18 protein-coding genes and 1 pseudogene are annotated in these 20,010 nt (G+C 30.6%); 15 read left to right on the forward strand and 4 right to left on the reverse strand.

Translation table 11 applies throughout. The annotated features are described in order from the left end of the window. Positions 1–51 precede the first annotated feature (51 nt). Positions 52–582: an acyl-CoA thioesterase gene (locus ACJQQZ_RS11030; RefSeq protein ID WP_002452295.1), complete on the forward strand. Its 531-nt coding sequence runs from the start codon at positions 52–54 to the stop codon at positions 580–582. Positions 583–699: 117 nt separating this feature from the next. Here the strand turns inward: ACJQQZ_RS11030 and yfkAB are convergent, their stop codons facing one another. Beyond that, positions 700–1,842 (reverse strand): radical SAM/CxCxxxxC motif protein YfkAB, encoded by a 1,143-nt coding sequence (gene yfkAB / locus ACJQQZ_RS11035; protein WP_145506711.1) that lies wholly within the window; start codon positions 1,840–1,842, stop codon positions 700–702. A gap of 233 nt (positions 1,843–2,075) precedes the next feature. Here yfkAB and ACJQQZ_RS11040 point away from each other — a divergent pair, with 233 nt between their 5' ends. The 7 genes from ACJQQZ_RS11040 to ACJQQZ_RS11070 all read left to right on the forward strand — a co-directional run bounded on the left by ACJQQZ_RS11040 (position 2,076) and on the right by ACJQQZ_RS11070 (position 7,600). Next, positions 2,076–2,237, forward strand: a complete 162-nt coding sequence (locus tag ACJQQZ_RS11040; protein ID WP_001830395.1) for an SE1561 family protein — start codon at positions 2,076–2,078, stop codon at positions 2,235–2,237. Between the two features lie 125 nt (positions 2,238–2,362). Continuing rightward, entirely contained in the window at positions 2,363–2,881 is a 519-nt protein-coding gene (locus ACJQQZ_RS11045) for a type 1 glutamine amidotransferase domain-containing protein (protein ID WP_049423323.1), read from the forward strand. Positions 2,882–3,118: 237 nt separating this feature from the next. Beyond that, a complete protein-coding gene (gene sgtB / locus ACJQQZ_RS11050) occupies positions 3,119–3,928 on the forward strand; it encodes a monofunctional peptidoglycan glycosyltransferase SgtB (protein ID WP_075778666.1) in 810 nt (269 codons plus the stop codon). Between the two features lie 169 nt (positions 3,929–4,097). After that, positions 4,098–4,916 carry a recombination regulator RecX gene (gene recX, locus ACJQQZ_RS11055; protein WP_145506714.1) on the forward strand — a complete coding sequence of 273 codons (819 nt, stop codon included), beginning with the start codon at positions 4,098–4,100 and terminating at the stop codon, positions 4,914–4,916. Further along, on the forward strand, positions 4,894–5,208 hold the full coding sequence (locus tag ACJQQZ_RS11060; protein WP_015364863.1) for a YfhH family protein: 315 nt from the start codon (positions 4,894–4,896) through the stop codon (positions 5,206–5,208). The genes recX and ACJQQZ_RS11060 overlap by 23 nt, the downstream gene beginning before the upstream one ends. 14 nt (positions 5,209–5,222) lie before the next feature. After that, a complete protein-coding gene (locus ACJQQZ_RS11065) occupies positions 5,223–6,731 on the forward strand; it encodes an ATP-binding cassette domain-containing protein (protein WP_124227741.1) in 1,509 nt (502 codons plus the stop codon). Between the two features lie 8 nt (positions 6,732–6,739). Further along, the gene (locus tag ACJQQZ_RS11070; RefSeq protein ID WP_408023153.1) at positions 6,740–7,600 is read left to right on the forward strand and encodes a hypothetical protein; all 861 of its coding nucleotides are present in this window, start codon (positions 6,740–6,742) and stop codon (positions 7,598–7,600) included. Positions 7,601–7,655: 55 nt separating this feature from the next. On the opposite strand, the gene ACJQQZ_RS11075 is transcribed toward ACJQQZ_RS11070, so the two are convergent. Next, a complete protein-coding gene (locus ACJQQZ_RS11075; protein ID WP_002452358.1) occupies positions 7,656–8,633 on the reverse strand; it encodes a metal-dependent hydrolase in 978 nt (325 codons plus the stop codon). Positions 8,634–8,785: 152 nt separating this feature from the next. Between ACJQQZ_RS11075 and mutY the strand changes: the two genes are divergently transcribed. The 4 genes and pseudogenes from mutY (at position 8,786) to ACJQQZ_RS11095 (ending at position 14,476) form a co-directional block, all read left to right on the forward strand. Then, positions 8,786–9,829 (forward strand): A/G-specific adenine glycosylase, encoded by a 1,044-nt coding sequence (gene mutY / locus ACJQQZ_RS11080; RefSeq protein ID WP_124227739.1) that lies wholly within the window; start codon positions 8,786–8,788, stop codon positions 9,827–9,829. 113 nt (positions 9,830–9,942) lie between these two features. Further along, complete coding sequence (gene ntdP, locus ACJQQZ_RS11085) at positions 9,943–10,485, forward strand: nucleoside tri-diphosphate phosphatase (protein WP_002452360.1); 543 nt, start codon at positions 9,943–9,945, stop codon at positions 10,483–10,485. A gap of 296 nt (positions 10,486–10,781) precedes the next feature. Further along, positions 10,782–12,518: an ABC transporter ATP-binding protein gene (locus tag ACJQQZ_RS11090; RefSeq protein ID WP_124227738.1), complete on the forward strand. Its 1,737-nt coding sequence runs from the start codon at positions 10,782–10,784 to the stop codon at positions 12,516–12,518. 283 nt (positions 12,519–12,801) lie between these two features. Then, a pseudogene (locus tag ACJQQZ_RS11095) lies at positions 12,802–14,476 on the forward strand (IS1182 family transposase). Between the two features lie 38 nt (positions 14,477–14,514). Here ACJQQZ_RS11095 and ACJQQZ_RS11100 read toward each other — a convergent pair. Then, positions 14,515–15,609 (reverse strand): FUSC family protein, encoded by a 1,095-nt coding sequence (locus ACJQQZ_RS11100; protein WP_002452362.1) that lies wholly within the window; start codon positions 15,607–15,609, stop codon positions 14,515–14,517. A gap of 387 nt (positions 15,610–15,996) precedes the next feature. Beyond that, a complete protein-coding gene (locus tag ACJQQZ_RS11105; protein ID WP_075778662.1) occupies positions 15,997–17,286 on the reverse strand; it encodes a glutamate-1-semialdehyde 2,1-aminomutase in 1,290 nt (429 codons plus the stop codon). 79 nt (positions 17,287–17,365) lie between these two features. On the opposite strand from ACJQQZ_RS11105, the gene bcp reads away from it, so the two are divergent. The 3 genes from bcp (at position 17,366) to perR (ending at position 19,324) form a co-directional block, all read left to right on the forward strand. Then, positions 17,366–17,821 (forward strand): thioredoxin-dependent thiol peroxidase, encoded by a 456-nt coding sequence (bcp, locus tag ACJQQZ_RS11110; RefSeq protein WP_002452364.1) that lies wholly within the window; start codon positions 17,366–17,368, stop codon positions 17,819–17,821. Positions 17,822–17,826: 5 nt separating this feature from the next. Further along, positions 17,827–18,777, forward strand: a complete 951-nt coding sequence (locus ACJQQZ_RS11115; RefSeq protein ID WP_107532908.1) for a phosphoglycerate dehydrogenase — start codon at positions 17,827–17,829, stop codon at positions 18,775–18,777. Between the two features lie 94 nt (positions 18,778–18,871). Next, positions 18,872–19,324 carry a peroxide-responsive transcriptional repressor PerR gene (gene perR / locus ACJQQZ_RS11120; RefSeq protein ID WP_002452366.1) on the forward strand — a complete coding sequence of 151 codons (453 nt, stop codon included), beginning with the start codon at positions 18,872–18,874 and terminating at the stop codon, positions 19,322–19,324. The last annotated feature ends 686 nt before the right edge of the window (positions 19,325–20,010 follow it).

The raw sequence follows: 20,010 nt of genomic DNA on the forward strand, positions 1-20,010 counted from the left end.
GTTATAGAACAGATGAGGAGTCAAAATTCATTAAGAGATAGGGAGATATGAATGGCAAAACAACAAGTGACTAAAAAAGCAATGTCAGAATCTAAAAGTTTGAAATCTAGACAAGTCTATCCACAAGATACAAATCATCATCATACGATGTTTGGTGGTACTTTAATGGCTAACGTTGATGAAATTGCAGCTATTACTGCCATGAAACATGCAGGTAACTCTGTTGTTACAGCATCAACGGATTCTGTTGATTTTTTATTGCCAATTAAAAATGGTGATATTTTGTCATATGAAGCGATGGTTTCGTACACTGGTAGTAGTTCGATGGAAGTATGTGTGCAAATTATTATTGAAGATGTGTTCGAAGGTGAACGAAAATTAGCAGCTCTTAGCTTTTTAACTTTCGTTGCGTTAGATCAAAGTGGTAAACCAACACAAGTACCTCAGGTATATCCAGAAGATAAAGTTGAAAAATGGTTCCATGAAACTGCACCACAACGTGTTGCTCGTCGCAAAGAACGTCGTGATGAAAGCAAAAATACAATTGAGTATTTATCTAAAATTCAGCATATAGAAAGATAATACTCTAATTACCTAAATAAAGGCCCTTATATCAATGCGTTAAACGTATTGATATAAGGGCCTATTTTAATACTTATTAAAATAATGATTCAATTCAAATGCTACATAATAAAGACTTTAAGAGAAAATACGCTTAGCATGCATCGCTTTTTCATTTTCTTTGAAATCTGTATTAGGGTAGTACATATTTTTCACTAAAACATTTGGTCCTAAACACTGATATTCAGCACAATGACAGTTGAGTGATTGTGCTAAATCTGAATTAAGCCATTGCTTAAAAACATCTGTCAGTTTATCATTTTGAATATTTGAGATAGTCCCATTTTCATCACCAAAATCAGTTACGATGACATTACCTGTAAAGACATTTACATTTAAACGACTGCGGCCATCTGGATCATTTCGCATTGTAACGTTTTTAGCATGTCTTAAACGTTGTAATAAATGTTGATCATTTTCATCATTAATACATGGATATATAGGTAACGTACCAAACAACATCCAAGTATCTTCATCTCTAATGCCTAATAAATGATGAATTGCTTCTTTCATTTCTTTTAATGACAATACATTTAATGTACTAGCAAAGTCAGCAGGGTACATTGGATGTACTTCATGACGACTACATTTCATATCATTTACAATTTCTTTATGAATTTTATTTAAATAGGGTAAAGTACTTTGATTCAACATTGTTTCTGCAGAAACGAACATACCTTGGTCAGAGAGCGTGCTTGCGTTATCAAGCATTTGTTCATATAATTTGAGTTTCGCTTTCAAAGGTGGTTGCTTTTTCATAGCACCGAAGCCCACATCTGTAAATTCTTGGATTGTACCCCAGTTATGAGAAATGTGCATGACATCGATATACTCAGCGATATCTAAATATCTATCTTGTGGCAATGTTAAATTAGAATTCATTTGAACATAAATACCACGTTGATATGCATATTTTAATAATGGTTTAACAACATTCTTGATAGATTTTTTTGAAAACATGGGTTCGCCGCCCGTAATTGATAACGTACGTAAATGAGGTATTTCATCTAGTCGACGGTAAATAATGTCCATTGGTAAAGGTTCTGGGTCTTGAGTTTGAAGTGTATAACCAACCGCGCAATGACTACATCTCATATTACATAAATTAGTAGTCGTAAACTCTATATTACTTAAAGTAAGTTGACCATTATCAATGATGTCATTATAGGCTTCCCAAGGATCATTATGTATTGAAATAGGTTTTTTATTAGTTGTTAACATGAAAATTACTCCTAAAAGAGGGGGACGTTAGTATAAAATTAGATATGTAAATGAAGTAAATCATTAATATGAATTGATTCATAACAAAATATAGTTAAATCTAACTTTTACCGAGTCTTTCTCTTTAAATTTTGTAAAAAGTACAGTAAACATTATTAAGATTATATCGCTTTTTGTCAAATTCTGTTAGGATGATATTATCAAAAAACAAACTAAAGGAGCGCTTATTTAATATGAGTGAACAACAAACAATTGACCAAATTAAAACACGATTAAACAAATTTATTGAAGATATTGATCACGTAAACCCTGATGAAGTACGCGTTGAAGACATTGATGAGTGGATTGGATTATTAGATCAATTAGAAGAAAAAGTGAAACAAGTTTCAAAATAATCATAGGTTATCATTATTAGTGACACTTTAGTGACAATTAGTTTTCATTTGTTAGAAGATGTTTAAAATTATGTAAAAGAGTGAAAGTAATAAATATAATCGTACAATAGAAAGGTGATTATATTATGAGTAAAAAAGTAGCTATTATTTTAGCAGATGAATTTGAAGATATAGAGTTAACAAGCCCTAAAGAAGCATTAGAAAATGCTGGTTTTGAAACAGTTATCGTTGGAGATAATGAAAACCAAGAGGTTGTAGGTAAACATGGAGAAAAAGCAACCGTTCAAGTAAGTATTGCTGATGCTAAACCAGAAGATTACGATGGTTTATTAATACCAGGTGGATTTGCACCTGACCATTTACGTGGTGATGCAGAGGGTAGATACGGTACTTTCGCTAAATATTTCACAACAAATAATGTACCTGCTTTCGCAATTTGCCATGGTCCTCAAGTGTTAATTGATACTGATGATTTAAATGGTAGAACATTAACAGCAGTATTAAATGTTCGAAAAGACCTATCTAATGCTGGTGCTCATGTTGTTGACGAATCAGTAGTTGTAGATAACAACATTGTAACTAGTCGTACACCAGATGATTTAGATGACTTTAACAGAGAAATTGTTAAACAATTAGAAAATTAATTTAAGCATTAATTAAGCACTGATATAGAGCCTGTTGATTAATTTCAACAGGCTATTTTTATATTAATTGATATATAAATGGATATAATGTAACTATAAATTTTCAACAAAATATAGTTAATACCATTTGTGATCACGTACACCCTGGGACTGATTTTTATGATTAACTATAGCTAAACCACGTAAGTACTGGTAAACTCACATTATAACAGTGAGTTTAAGTAAAGGAGCAAATGCATGAAAAGAAGCGATAGATTTGCACAATCGAATGATACGTATCAACGAGATATGCGTGAACCTCACTATAATACTTATTACCAACCAGTAGGAAAACCACCTAAAAAGAAAAAAAGCAAACGTATTTTTTTGAGAATTTTAATCATATTAACAATTATCATAGTTCTGTTTTTAGGATTAATGTACTTTATGTCTTCTAGAGCTAACGTGGATGATTTAAAATCGATAGAAAATAAAAATGATTACGTTGCTGCTGATCAAATGCCTGAATATGTAAGAGGTGCATTTATTTCGTTAGAAGATGAACGATTTTATAAACATCATGGATTTGATTTTAAGGGTACATCGCGTGCATTGTTTTCAACATTAAGTGATCATGATGTTCAAGGTGGTAGCACGATTACACAACAAGTTGTTAAAAATTATTATTATGATAACGAACGTTCATTTACAAGAAAATTAAAAGAATTATTTGTAGCACATAAAGTTGAGAAACAATATGATAAAAACCAAATACTAAGTTTTTATTTAAACAATATATATTTTGGTGACAATCAATATACGGTAGAAGGTGCAGCCAATCATTATTTCGGTGCAACTACTAATAAAGATAATCAAAACTTAAAGCAAATTAGTGTTTTGCAAAGTGCTATTTTAGCTAGTAAAGTCAATGCACCAAGTGTTTATAATATTGAAGATATGTCTGATAATTTTATAAATAGAGTTAAAACAAATTTAGAAAAGATGAAACAACTTCATTATATTTCAGATGAACAATATGAAGAAGCAATGGCACAATTAGGTAACTAAAACTTACCCTATCATATGCAATATGAAAGACTTAATTACAGTTATGTGTAACTGAAGTCCTAATATTGGGTAGCTGATAGGGTATTTATTTTTGTAAAGCAATGGTTTTTAGATAATTATCAAACTATGTCATAATAAGTAATATACAATACGCAAGTGGAGGTGCATGATGCCTAAAATCACTAAATTAGAAGTTCAAAAGACAAATAAAGAGCGGTTTAACCTATATCTTGATAATGAATTTGAAATGGGAATTGATATTGATACTTTAGTTAAATTCAATTTAAAAAAAGGTCAAGTATTAGAACCCTCAGATATGGAACAGATACAAAAACATGATCATTATCGTAGAGGTTTAAATGATGCAATTCAATTTCTGTCATATCGAAAACGTACTGAAAAAGAAGTTAGACAGCATTTATCAAAAAATGAAGTTTCTGAAGGTGCAATTCAACAAGTTATAGATTATTGTTATCAAGAAAAATTAATAGACCATGATGATTATGCAGAAAGTTTAAAAAACACAATGATTAATACAACTGATAAAGGCCCTGAAATATATAAACAAAAGTTGTATCAAGCTGGCGTAGAGCCTAATATTATCGACCAGTATACAGAAATATATATAGAGCAACAGCCACTAGAGGATATAGTTAAAGTTGCGCAGAAAGTAATTAGAACTAAGAAAGGACCGACGTCTAAGGTAAAACAAAAAGTCATGCAATCATTGATGCAAAAAGGGTATACGATGGAAAGAATTAAAGATGCTATGGATGAATTAGACTTTTCAGAAAATGAAGATCAATTGGACCATATGTTACAAACAGATTTAGAAAAAGTTTATAACAAGCAACAACGTAAATATGAAGGTCAACAAGTTATAAGAAAAACGATAGAAACACTTATGAGAAAAGGCTATAAATATGATAAAATTAAATCTAAATTAGAAGAAAGTGGTATCGAACATGGAACAGAAGAAATTGAGTGAGATGTCTGAACAAGAATTAAGACATGAAATTCAAACATATAAAGAAAAAATGAGAAAAGCAGAAATGAACGGTATTTTAAATGAATATGACGTTTACCAAAGTAAAGTCATTGTAGCAGAAAGCTACCTTGTTGATCGTAACCAAATTGAATTAGGTCGTATTTATCAATTAAATGATGGTAGTGATCAATATTTTAAAGTTGAAAGACTGAAAGGTATATTTGCTTGGGGATTCCGAATTAAAAGTAGTGAACCCGAAGAAGGATTACCAATTGCATTATTAAAATTGTAGAAGGATGAAATAAAATGGGAAGTTCAATCGTTTTAAAGTTACTGAAAGTCACTCATTATTATAGAAACAAAAAAACTAAAAAATGGTACTTACCTTTTGGTTACGGCGCAGATGACATTGATTTAAATAATATTTCACTACATATATACCAAGGAGAATCTTTAGGTATTATTGGAGAACCAGGTTCATCAAAAAGGTTAATAGGAAGGTTGTTATCCGGATCTATCGAACCTGACAAGGGGAAATTAGTTCAACTTGATCATATATATTATGGAGATATTGAAGATAGACGTATGATTCATCGAACTGTTAAGGATTATGTCACTCATATCGTTGAATTATTTCCTTATCAAATATCAAATCATAAAGCTGATCAAGTGATACAATATGCCCATGTAGATGAGCAACAAGTGATTTCTAAATTGTCAAAACAAGAGTTTGCGCAATTGTTATTAAGTATAGCGAGATCTTGCCAATCTAACATCATCATTTTAAATCATGTGCTTCAATATTTAGATGAAACATTTATGAATAGAGCTACAGAACTATCTAATGAATACATAGATAATAATCAAACAATGGTCTTTATCGATGACGATATTGATAAAATCGAACAAGTAAGTAACTATATTACATGGGTTTCTCATGGTCAAATTCGTATGGAGGGCTCTGTAAACCAAGTTATTCCTACCTTTATAGAGCATGAAAAAGATCGAAAAAGTATTGAATCTAAAGAAGCACTTGCGTCATTTGACCTGGATTGGAAAAAAAGTAGAACAAGAATGCCAGAGATGACTTATAATTTTAAACGAATAGAACGATATAATCATGCTAAACCACCAGTATTCTTGGTAAGATTTTGGACATTGATGGTTAGCTTTATTTTAGGTTTAGCACTGATGGGTATATTTATATTCAATAATTTAGGCATAGTTAACGTACCTGAAAATAACCAAGCCACACTTCAAACACAAGCTAAAGATACATATGAGGATAAATTGGCATACGGTATAGCCTTAAAGGGCAGTAGTAAACTTTCAGGTTCAAGTAATTTAACTTTGCCCAAATATAGTGTTGTGACTATTGATGGTGAAAACAGTAAAAATTATCGTATTGATGTAAGTGGTAATCGTTATACTATAGCAAAGAATCAATTAGAATACTTTAATCCAGCAGGTTTATATGAAAAACATAGTTTTAAAACACTATCTCCATATATTAAATCCAACTACAGTAAATATGTGGATTACTTCAATAGCCATTTACATAAAGAACATAGTTCTGTGAAAAAGTCACTAGTACCTGAAGATGATAATCGTTTTGTTGCTGATATAACATCTCAGCCGATTAAAATGATATTTAACGATGAGAATCAATTAAATGGTTTTGTGATGCCGATTGAGAATAAAAGCGAGCTGAAAGATAAGTTTAATATCAAGAAGGATATTTGGATTTGTAAATCAGGAGATGGTTACTTTATTGCTGATTTAAAAGATAATAAATGGATATATATTGAATTGTAGGTGTAAACATGATTGATAATATAATATTATATTTTAAAAACTTACCACATCTTTTAACATACACGTTAAAAAGAATTAAAAGTTTATGGAAGTGGTTCACCTTAAGTTTTATAGTTGGCTTAGTGTTTATTTTAATCGCAGAACTATCTTTTAAATTTACAAATGCTACAGAAGTTATCCATGGTATTTGGTTATATAGACTAATAACACTATTTGCATTTATCTTTATCATGCTAACTTTGTATGGATGTTATAGATTATATGCTAAAGATTATTTAATTACGAAATTTTTTCATATTACACCAGTAACACCTACTGTAATTACCACGATTGTTGGAAGTGTAGTGATATTTATACTAATGACTATCATTGCATTATTAAAACCCATAAACTATGAAAGTTCATTATTAGCGACGTTATTCTTTTTATTTGTTTCTATAGTGTTGATAAGTTTATTGTCAGTAACATTCGGTCTTTTGAAAATACTAAATTACAAAATTGATAAATATTTCTATATCTTTTGTGTAGTAGAATTTTTGATATTGCCTATAATTTATATGCCAAAGACACACTTGACGCTTATCGAACACCTATTAATGTTAAACCCTTTATATTATATAGTTAATGGATTGGCGCAATCAGTGTTATTTGGAAACGTGAGTGTAGCTAATCTTCCATATCATCTATACATGTTATGTTTTATTGCAATCATTTCTATTATCAATTTTGCATTGTCACGTTATGTAGCACATGCGAAATATAGAAATCAAAATATAAAACTACAAAAAGTAATTCAATCTAATGATGAAAAAAATAGCTTGAATGAAATAAATAATAATGAAAAAGTAGAAAATGAGCAAAAGAAATAATAAGAAAAATAGCCAAGGACTTGGAGAATGAAGTTATCCAAATGCCTCGGCTATTTTATTTGGCGAATAATTTACGCTGAAGTTTATCTTCGCTAAATACCCATCCAATATATGAGTGGTCGATTTCATCTTGTTGAGTTAAATGAGCAATTGCAACAAATGCATAATGATCATTATTTAAATATCTCAAGTCCATTAATCTAATTTCAGTAGTACCATCTTCTAATGGTGTTGTTTGCCAACGATAAATCGATGAAAAATTTAAAAATGTCCTAATATCTTTATTATTTTTAACTTTCCATAATAATGAATCAATTGATAAATGTTGACGTTTGACCTTATCACTAAAAACAATGTTTCTACCAAATGATCTACCTACATAATCATGTTCATCAGTTTGAATTGCTATACGCCATTCCATAAATTTTAAAGTAGGAATCACGAAAACTTTAACAGGATTATGTTCTTGTTTAATTTGTTTCAATGCTTGTTTTCTCAAGAATGATTGCATTTTAAAGCGGACAATATAGTATATTACGAGAACCCCGATAATCGGGAAAAAGGCTAAGTAAGGATGTACACCAAATGCCCACAATGCCACGCCAATACATAGAATAATAAATATTATTGGGTCGAACGTATTAATTACACCAAGTTGAATCCACTTATTTGTAATAGGTCTTAAAGCTTGTGTACCATAGGAATTAAAGATATCAACAAATACATGCAAGAACACAGCTAATTGCGCCCACATCCATACATGTAAAGGGTTCGTATGGTTGAATATGACAAAAATTAAAAACGTGATTAAAATAGGCCATAAGATTGTAAAAGGAATAGAGTGTGTAATACCTCTATGATGTGAAATATACGTTGAATTATCTTTTAGTTTTAAAACTGTATCTCCGTCAGGTATAAGTGATCCTGCAATTAGTGTTGTAGCGGTTGCTGCAAATGTATCTGACATAGCAGGATCTTGTGTTGCAAGTGCTGTAAGGCCAACACCAATCACGATATGCGTGGCTGTATCCATATATGTTCACTCATTTCGTCTTAATTTATAATATATTATAATCTAAAAGTTGGAATAAAAAAATCAACTCACATTAATTTATATAACATGTATGTAAAATAGCCTTTGTGCTTAATTTAAAACATCAAAACACGTTGAAGAAAGGGAAATATATGTATTTAGAAGACAATTTTAAAAAAAATATAATGCAATGGTTTAATCAAAATCAACGTTCTATGCCTTGGCGTGAAACGACGAATCCATATTATATATGGTTAAGCGAAGTTATGTTGCAACAAACACAAGTTAAAACAGTTATTGATTATTATGACAGATTTATACAACGATTCCCTACTATTGCGGATTTAAGTGAGGCGCATGAAGATGAAGTACTTAAATATTGGGAAGGGCTAGGATATTATAGTCGTGCACGAAATTTTCATCATGCAATCAAAGAAGTTCAACATGAGTATCAAGGTATTGTGCCGTCAGATCCTGAGAATTTTAAAGCCTTAAAAGGTGTTGGGCCATATACACAAGCGGCAGTTATGAGTATTGCATTTGATCATCCGCTACCTACTGTTGACGGTAATGTATTTAGAGTTTGGTCTAGACTTAATAATGACAGTAGAGATATAAAACTACAATCCACACGTAAAGCTTATGAACAAGAATTATTACCATACGTGCGTGAAGAAGCTGGTACATTTAACCAATCTATGATGGAACTTGGTGCATTAATTTGTACACCTAAAAATCCACTCTGCATGTTTTGTCCAGTACAAGAAAACTGCGAGGCATACGATAAAGGTACTGTATTAGATTTACCTGTTAAAACTAAGAATGTTAAAAAGAAAGCGATTGATCAAAGTGTTTTTCTCATTCGTAATAAACGTGGTGAATATCTATTAGAAAAACGACAAGAAAGATTATTAAGTGGTATGTGGGAATTCCCGATGTTTGAAACATCTCATGCAATTGACCAAATATCAAAGCAATTAAACCACCAGATTGAACCTTTATCTGAACCGATTTTTAAATTAAAGCATCAATTCACACATTTAACATGGCATATTAAGGTGTATAGCGTACCAGAGGAACTTGAGATTGAAGCGTCGTCTTTACCTGAGAATATGATATGGTTTGATTTAGAACAACGAGATCATTTTACTTTTCCAGTACCTATGGCTAAAATTTATCAATTTATTGAAGGATAACAGTAAGGAAATAAATGTATTAAAAGTATCAATTTAATTGCATCAAAGTTCAGAAGTACTTTATAAATATGATATAATCTAATTGGTTAAAAAGTATAAAGGTGGTGTGGAGTATGGTAAAAGAATCCATACCTAAAGAAGGACAAGATATAAAGATTCAAAGTTATAAACATGATGGTAATATCCATCGTGTATGGTCTGAAACAACTATTTTAAAAGGAACTGATCATGTCATTATCGGTGGTAACGATCATACGCTAGTAACAGAAAGTGATGGTCGTACATGGATTACGAGAGAACCAGCTATTGTCTACTTTCATTCAGAGTATTGGTTTAATGTCATTTGTATGTTCCGTGAAGATGGTGTCTACTATTATTGCAACTTGTCTTCACCATTTGTATGTGATGAGGAAGCTTTAAAATATATAGACTATGATCTTGATATTAAAGTTTATCCAAATGGTAAATATCATTTGTTAGATGAAGATGAGTATGAACAACATATGAATCAAATGAACTACCCTCATGATATTGATGTTATATTGAGACGTAGTGTTGATATTTTACAACAATGGATTGAACAGAAAAAAGGCCCGTTCGCACCAGACTTTATTAAAGTATGGAAAGAACGATATAAGAAAATTAGAGATTATTAAGCAAATAAGATGTAAAACATATAAAGATGGTTTATATTATTTAATATTGCATTGGATTATTTAAAACGATTATTAGATATGAACCAATCTCTATCAATATAGCTAAACTTGATAATCATATCATTCAGAGGTTGAGATATGTAAGTAAATTACCGAAGAATAACACCTATTAACTATTTCTCTAATTTAAAGAGATAGTTGAAGTGAATCGTTATTCATGATGTATTTACCGTATCCAACCTCTGTTCCATTTTAAATAAATCAATATCAAATAAAATGTGGGGGGATTACAACAAATGATTAGACGATATTTAGAATTCGTAAAACCGTACAAATATCGAATCATTGCTACAATTATTGTTGGTATTATTAAATTCGGTATACCGATGTTAATTCCATTACTTATAAAATATGCGATTGATGGTGTTATTAATAATCACTCCCTAAGCGCTAGTGAAAAGTATTCACATTTAGCAATTGCCATAGGTATAGCTTTATTTATCTTTTTAATAGTAAGACCACCAATTGAATTTATAAGACAATATTTAGCACAATGGACAAGTAACAAAATTTTATATGATATTCGTAAACAGTTATACAATCATTTACAAGCATTAAGTGCTCGCTTTTATGCCAACAATCAAGTTGGTCAAGTGATTTCACGAGTAATTAATGACGTTGAACAAACTAAAGATTTTATCTTAACAGGTCTTATGAACATTTGGTTAGATTGTATTACAATTATAATTGCATTAACGATCATGTTCTTCCTTGATGTAAAATTAACATTTGCAGCGATATTTATATTCCCATTTTATATTTTAACTGTATATTTCTTCTTTGGAAGATTAAGAAAGTTAACTAGGGTTAGATCTCAAGCATTAGCGGAAGTTCAAGGATTTTTACATGAACGCGTTCAAGGTATGTCAGTTATTAAAAGCTTTGCTATTGAAGACAATGAAGCTCAAAATTTTGATAATCGAAATCAAAACTTTTTACAAAAAGCTTTCAAACATACAAGATGGAACGCATATTCATTTGCAGCGATAAACACCGTAACGGATATTGGACCAATTATTGTTATAGGTGTAGGTGCATATCTAGCTATAAGTGGCTCAATTACAGTCGGTACCTTAGCAGCATTTGTTGGATATCTTGAACAATTGTTTGGACCTTTAAGACGTTTAGTTTCATCATTTACTACACTTACACAAAGTTTTGCTTCAATGGATCGTGTTTTTCAATTAATTGATGAAGATTATGACATTAAAAATGGTGTAGGTGCACAACCTATTGAGATTGAACAAGGACAAATTGAATTAAAACATGTAAGTTTCAAATATAATGAAAATGAACAAGAAGTTTTGAAAGATATTAATCTGACAATAAATAAAGGAGACACAGTTGCTTTTGTAGGAATGAGTGGTGGAGGAAAATCTACCTTAATCAATTTAATACCAAGATTTTATGACGTAACTGATGGTGAAATATTGATTGACCAACATAATATTAAAGACTTCTTAACAGGTAGCCTGAGAAATCAAATTGGCTTAGTTCAACAAGATAATATCCTATTTTCTGATACTGTGAAAGAAAATATTTTATTAGGTCGACCTGATGCAACAGACGAAGAAGTCGTTGAAGCGGCTAAGATGGCTAATGCTCATGATTTTATTATGAATTTGCAAGATGGATATGACACTGAAGTAGGGGAACGTGGTGTCAAATTATCAGGTGGTCAAAAACAAAGACTATCAATAGCACGTATTTTCTTAAACAATCCACCAATACTAATCTTAGATGAAGCAACAAGTGCATTAGATTTAGAAAGTGAAGCAATCATACAAGAAGCACTTGATGTGTTAAGTAAGGACCGTACTACTTTAATCGTGGCACATCGATTATCAACGATCACACATGCAGATAAGATAGTAGTGATGCAAAATGGACAAATTGTCGAAACGGGTACACATCAAGAATTAATCGATAAAAAAGGTGCATACGAACACTTGTACAGTATTCAAAATTTATAAATAAGACAAAGAAGAGTCTGGGACATAAACCCTAGAGAAATAGCCAGTAAATGAGTTTTAACAAATTCATTTACTGGCTTCTTTATTTACAATACTCCGTATTGTTGGCTCGCTTTCTTAGGGGACAGCTTCAGCCTGTAGTCTTCAGCTTGTCCTGTTCCCTCAAGAGTCTCGCCAAAATACTTTGTATTTATATGTAATTTTACATTGTAATACTTTAAAAAAATAAAGCACTTTCGTATAATTTAATAAACATCACTAAACTAAATTAACGAGGTGCCTTATGTATAAAAATTATAACATGACTCAACTTACTCTACCAATGGAAACTTCAGTTCTTATCCCCACAAATGATATTTCACGACATGTAAATGATATTGTTGAAACAATTCATGACAATGAATTCGACGAATTCAGACATCACCGTGGTGCAACTTCGTACCATCCTAAAATGATGTTAAAAGTGATTCTATATGCCTACACACAATCTGTATTCTCAGGTCGTAAAATAGAAAAAATGCTTAATGATAGCATCCGAATGATGTGGCTATCACAAAATCAAAAACCTTCTTATAAAACAATTAATCGATTTAGAGTAAATCCAAAAGTAGATGCTTTATTAGAATCTTTATTTATTCAATTTTACAGTCAGTGTGTAAAACAAAATCTTATAGATGATAAAGCTATTTTTATTGATGGTACAAAAATTGAAGCAAATGCCAATCGATATACATTTGTATGGAAAAAGAGTATTCAAAACCATGAATCAAAGATGAATGAGGATTCTAAAGCCCTCTACCATGAATTGGTAACCAATAAAATCATACCGGAAATTAAAAAAGATCATGATAATGAATTAACAAAAGAAGAAATAGATTTGATTGGTAGTCACTTAGATAAAGAAATCGAAGATTTAAACCAACATATCAACAATGAAAAATGTACTAAAACAAGAAAACAAATACGTCTCAAAAGAACTAAAATCAAAAAATACAAAAAGCAAATCAATGATTATTTTGAGCGAAAGTATCGATACGAATTTCAAAAATCTATTTTAAAGGATAGAAATAGTTATTCTAAGACAGATCATGATGCGACATTTATGAGAATGAAAGAAGATCACATGAAAAATGGACAACTTAAGCCAGGGTATAATTTACAAATAGCGACAAATTCCCAATTTGTTTTATCTTATAATGTGTATCAAAATCCAACGGATACTAGAACGATGATTCCATTTTTAAATTCAATTCAAGAGACCTACGGTCATTTACCTGAATATATTGTAGCTGATGCAGGTTATGGTAGTGAATCAAATTATAAGGCAATTATAGATGACTTTAATCGAACGCCACTCATAACATATGGAATGTTTATAAAAGATAAAACTAAAAAATATAAAAGTGACATCTTTAATACTCAAAATTGGAACTATGACGAAATTAATGACGAATTCATTTGTCCGAATAATAAACGGCTAGGTTTTAAAAGATATGCCTATCGTCATGATAAGTATGGTTATAAGCGAGACTTCAAATTATATGAATGTGATGATTGTTCAGAATGTCCTCTGAAAAATCAATGTATGAACTTCAATTCAAAAACAAACAAAAAAATAATGAAGAATTATAACTGGGAATATTTTAAATCCCAAATTAACAAAAAGCTTTCAGAACCAGAAACAAAAAATATCTACAGTCAAAGAAAAATTGATGTGGAACCTGTTTTTGGATTTATGAAGGCTATTTTGGGTTTCACTCGGATGTCTGTCCGAGGACTCAATAAAGTCAAAAGAGAACTTGGTTTTGTATTAATGGCACTTAATATAAGAAAAGTAGTAGCTCAACGAGCTGAAAATAATCAAAAAATTTATAAAAAAGACAATTTCTATATTATTTCAATAGAAATTGTCTTTTTTTCACTTATCCAAGAACTTTATGTCCCGGACTCTTCTTTAATTTGGAGTTGGATATTTATTGCTAACAAATATTCGGTATTATAAATCAAAATCTTCATCAGCGATATCAATATCAGAATCTGAACGATGATAGGTGAAGAAACTAATTCGTAAACGATCTAAATGTTCCAAATGATATCGATATTCTTCAATAGCTGCGATGATTTGCATAATATTAGCATAAGAATAATGTGTTTGATATGGATTATGGATCAATTCATTTTGAAAGGCATCCATTAAATCTTTCTTTTGAGGATTATCAACTTCATATTGAAATTGAGCCACATTATATTTTGCTTTTTTAGATAAACTTTTTAAAATTTGTTCATGAAAAGCAATAAGTGAATCCAATTCTAATTTAATCTGTAATAGTAATTGATTATTTAGTTGATGTAAATCATTTTGATAACGTGACATTCTATTTAATACTTCATATGCTAATCTAGTCGTTCTTACTACTTCTTTGAATAAAATTTTCTTTCGATATTGTGCGTGGATATGCTTTTTAAATAGTGGTCTTTCTTCGTGATAAAAATTATAAATCTGCTCTAATTTATTAATCCTAGTATTTAACTGATTGCCATCTTGTTTAATATTATGAAATTCGGATGTATCATTTAGTACGAGTTTAAACCATACAAATATATCAGATGAAATGTTAGCAGAATTATAATAGATTTTCGTTTCAAATTTAGGAGGCAAGAATAACAAGTTCACAATTGAAGAACTTAGTACACCAATCATGACTAGAACAAATCTAAAGAAAGCGGCAACATAGAAAGACCCTGTATGTTGTCCCATAATGATTAATGCAGTTACACTTGCTAAAGTAGCAACATGGGCTAAGTTAAATCTGAATAAAATTGCAATTAATAATATAACTGTGACACCCATGATAATGAAATTATCACTAAAGATCGTCACCATAGTGACAGCCAATAACGCACCAATGATGTTACCTATAGCTTGGTCTGAAACTGTTTTTATCGACTTATAGACACTGGGTTGCATAGCAACAACAGCACTGACGCCAGCTAATGATTTAAGACCAACATCATCAGGTAGTAAAGAAGCGATAGACATAGCTAATATAATTGCTATACCAGTTTTTAAAATCCGAGCTCCAAGTCTCAAAAAATAGCGCTCCTTTTATGATTTATTGAATATAATATTAAATTCGTATTCACTATTGTTATACACTGACTGACAATAAATTTCAAGTGAATATAACCATTATAGATGACTTTAAAATTGCATTAACTATGGTCTTAAATTTAATAATGAGAATAGTTTAATTATAAGAAAGAAGGTAGCCAGTACTTAACATGATATAAATGTACAATTTTATAAGTAGAAAAGGTGATTTATTTTCAATTAGATATAGTCTATTAAACCAGAATTAAATCATTTTAAATAAATAAAATCCAAGACAAAGTTTATGTCTTGGATTAATTAACGGCATCCCCAAAGCAGGATTATAGGTAAAGACTCTTTTATCATAGCCGCTTGAATAACCAAAAATTATTTCATTTGACTAAACGCATAATCAGCTGCTTTAAGTGTTTGATCAATGTCTTCTTCAGTATGTTCTGTAGTTAAGAACCAAGCTTCGAATTTAGAAGGAGCTAAATTAATACCTTGATTAAGCATTAATTTAAAGAATTTAGCAAATGCCTCACCATCAGAATTTTCTACTTGTTCGTAATGAGTGATCTTTTCATTAGTAAAGTACAATGTGAGAGAGCCATAAATACGATTAATTGTGGCAGTGATTTGATGTTTATCAATTAGTTGTAAAAGACCATCTTCTAATCGTTTACCTAGCTTATCTAATTTTTCATAGACACCGTCTTGTTCTAGAACTTCAAGTAATGCAATACCAGCTTTCATAGATAATGGGTTACCGGCCATAGTTCCTGCTTGATAGGCTGGTCCAAGTGGCGCTACATGTTCCATTATATCTTGACGGCCACCATAACCACCGATTGGTAAGCCGCCCCCAACAATTTTACCAAAAGCAGTTAAATCAGGTATAACACCAAGTAAATCTTGGGCAGCACCATAGTGAAATCTAAACGCTGTAATCACTTCATCATAAATGACTAAACTGTTATTTTCATGTGTAATACGATTAACTTCTTCTAAAAATCCTGGTTCGGGCATTACCATACCAAAGTTACCTACAATTGGCTCTACTAAAACGGCAGCAACGTCGTCACCCCAATGTTTAATTGCTTCTTTATATGATTCAATATCGTTAAATGGCACAGTAATTACTTCCTTAGCAACACTTTCTGGGACACCTGCAGAATCAGGAGAACCAAGTTGAGAAGGACCACTACCAGCAGCAACTAGTACTAAATCAGAATGGCCATGATATGAACCAGCAAATTTAATGATTTTATTTCGTTTAGTATAAGCGCGTGCAACTCTTATAGTAGTCATGACAGCTTCAGTACCAGAGTTTACGAATCTAATTTTTTCTAGAGAAGGAATAGCTTCTCGTAATTTCTTACTAAATTCAATTTCTAATTCAGTAGGCGTTCCATATAGTACACCTTTGGCTGCTTGTTCTTGAATAGCTTTCGTAATATGAGGATGTGCGTGACCCGTAATGATAGGGCCATATGCTTGTAAATAATCTATAAATTTATTGCCATCTACATCATATAAATAAGCGCCTTTACCTTCCTTCATTACTACAGGTGCGCCACCACCAACTGCTTTATAAGAACGTGATGGAGAATTTACACCACCTAAAATATATTCATTTGATAATTCCTGAAGTCGTTCACTTTCAGTAAAGTTCATACTATCAACCTCTTTTAATTTAATATTGTCGCTTATTATCGTATCATAAAATTAACTTAATGAAGAAACAGGTGATTAAATGTTAAAAAAAGGTGATCAATTTCCAGAATTTTCACTAGAAAATCAAAATGGAGAACTTATTACTAATGAAACGATTAAAGGGCAAGTGACAATATTATATTTCTATCCTAGAGATAATACGCCAACTTGTACGACAGAAGCTTGTGATTTTCGAGATAATATTGAAATGTTTAATGATTTGAATGTCAATATCTATGGAGTAAGTGGGGATTCTAAGAAAAAACATCAAAATTTTATAGAGAAACATGAGCTTAACTTTGATTTACTCGTAGACCAAGACTATCAGCTTTCAAATGAAGTTGGTGTATATCAATTAAAAAAATCATTTGGTAAAGAAAGTATGGGTATAGTTCGAACAACGTTTGTTATAGATGAGCAAGGCATAGTTAAAGATGTTATTGAAAAAGTTAAAGTTAAGACCCATATTGAAGAGCTAAAAAACATTTTGGAGTGATATAGATGAAAGTAGTTAGTCTGTTCAGATTGGGAGAGTTAGAAGATAAATTAAAAGAGACATTTCCACAGGTGGAGTTTAAATTTATTAAAAAAGCCAAAAATATACCAAATGAAGACAGACAATCACTAGATATCTTAATTGGATATGATGGAAGTCTAGATGAAACATTTTTAGAGGACTGCCCTAATCTTAAATGGATTGCTTGGTATGCTACTGGTGTTAATTCATTACCATTAAACTATATTAATGAACGAAATATTAAATTAACCAATAGTAGAGGTGTACAGGCAAAACAACTTTCTGAATTCATCATTGCTTTTATATTAGATGATTATAAGAAAATGAAAACATCATTTATTAATCAACAAAATAGGATATATGATTCGAAAATGACTGGCAGAAGGTTAAATGGTGATTGTATATTATTTTTAGGCACAGGAGCAATCGCACAACGAACAGCAAAGTTAGCGAAAGCTTTTGATATGAAGGTAATAGGTGTAAGTAAATCAGGTGAACATAAAGAATGGTTTGATGAGGTACAAACAATTGATAATCTAAGTGACTTATTAGGAAAAGGAGACATAGTAATCAATAGTTTACCGGAAACAGACGAAACGATTCATTTAATCAAATACAAAGACTTTGAGAACATGAAAGAAAGTGCAATGTTTATTAATGTTGGTAGAGGTACTGTAGTTGAGGAAGATACACTGATTAAAGCATTAAGTAATAATGAAATAAGACATGCCTACTTAGATGTATTTGAAAAAGAGCCATTAACATCAGATAACGCATTATATGATCTAGACAACGTAACTATAACAGCACATATTACAGGCAACGATCATGGTATTAATCATGACGTTACAGAAATATTCATCAAAAACTTAAAACATTTTCTCAATTATGGAAATCTAATTGAGAATGAAGTAGACCCAGTAAAAGGATATTAATGAAAATACAACTGTTTTATTGACATTAGTAAATTGTAACAGTTATATTAGTATTAAGTAATAATCATTATTAACTAGAAAGATGGTGAAAAAAATGAGCGCGGAATTAGAATCAATAGAACATGAACTTGAAGAATCAATTGCGTCTTTAAGAAAAGCTGGTATACGTATAACGCCACAAAGACAAGCAATTTTGAAATTCATGATTTCTTCAAAAACACATCCTAGTGCCGACGAAATTTATCAAGCACTTTCACCAGATTTTCCTAATATAAGTGTTGCGACAATATATAATAATTTAAGAGTATTCAAAGATATTGGCATTGTAAAAGAGCTCACATACGGTGATGCATCAAGTCGATTTGATTTCAATACTCACAATCATTACCATATTATTTGTGAAAAATGCGGTAAAATAGTTGACTTCCATTATCCACAGTTAGACGAAGTGGAACAGCTAGCACAACATGTTACTGAATTTGACGTAACACATCATCGAATGGAAATTTATGGAATTTGTAAAGAATGCAAAGATAAAGAAGAATAGGCATCATTTACTCATCAAGATAAAAGTTAACAATAAACAAAACCATGTTTGATTCAATAATTGTCAAACATGGTTTATTTTTTTAGTATGGAGTAATCTGATCAACTTAATCATATGAACACCTTTATATCCTATTCAAAGAATAGTAACTATTAATTAAGAATAGCGAAGTTATTTCAGAGACAACATAAAGGGTAGATGAATGATAAATCCTGAGACGCGGATTACACTTTATAAACTATTGTTCACTTAATATAAAAATTAACTATACTTTGAGTAAATTTATACAAATTAAATAGTTGAAATACGTTGACGTAAAAATGATTACTTGGTAATATATAAAAGTCGTCAAAACGATATTAACTATTTGAAAAGATTTCATTAACTTTTTAAAGCAAATGTTGATAAAGTGTAATTTTGACTATTGAACTTTCAATCCAAACATTATATTATAGATTTTGTTGAGTCATTAATAACATATTTCTTAAAAAAGAATTTAAATTTATTGTTGACTTCATTAAACAAACGCGATATAATAAGATATTGTAAGTGAAAAAACGAACATTGAAAACTGAATGACAATATGTCAACGTTAATTCCAATAATGTAACGAAAGTTACAACAATTAATTTAGTTTTATGAGCTAATCAAACATCATAATTTTTTATGGAGAGTTTGATCCTGGC

The sequence above is a fragment of the Staphylococcus sp. KUGN1 genome (genome assembly GCF_045984185.1).
In the GTDB taxonomy this organism is placed as follows: domain Bacteria; phylum Bacillota; class Bacilli; order Staphylococcales; family Staphylococcaceae; genus Staphylococcus; species Staphylococcus warneri_A.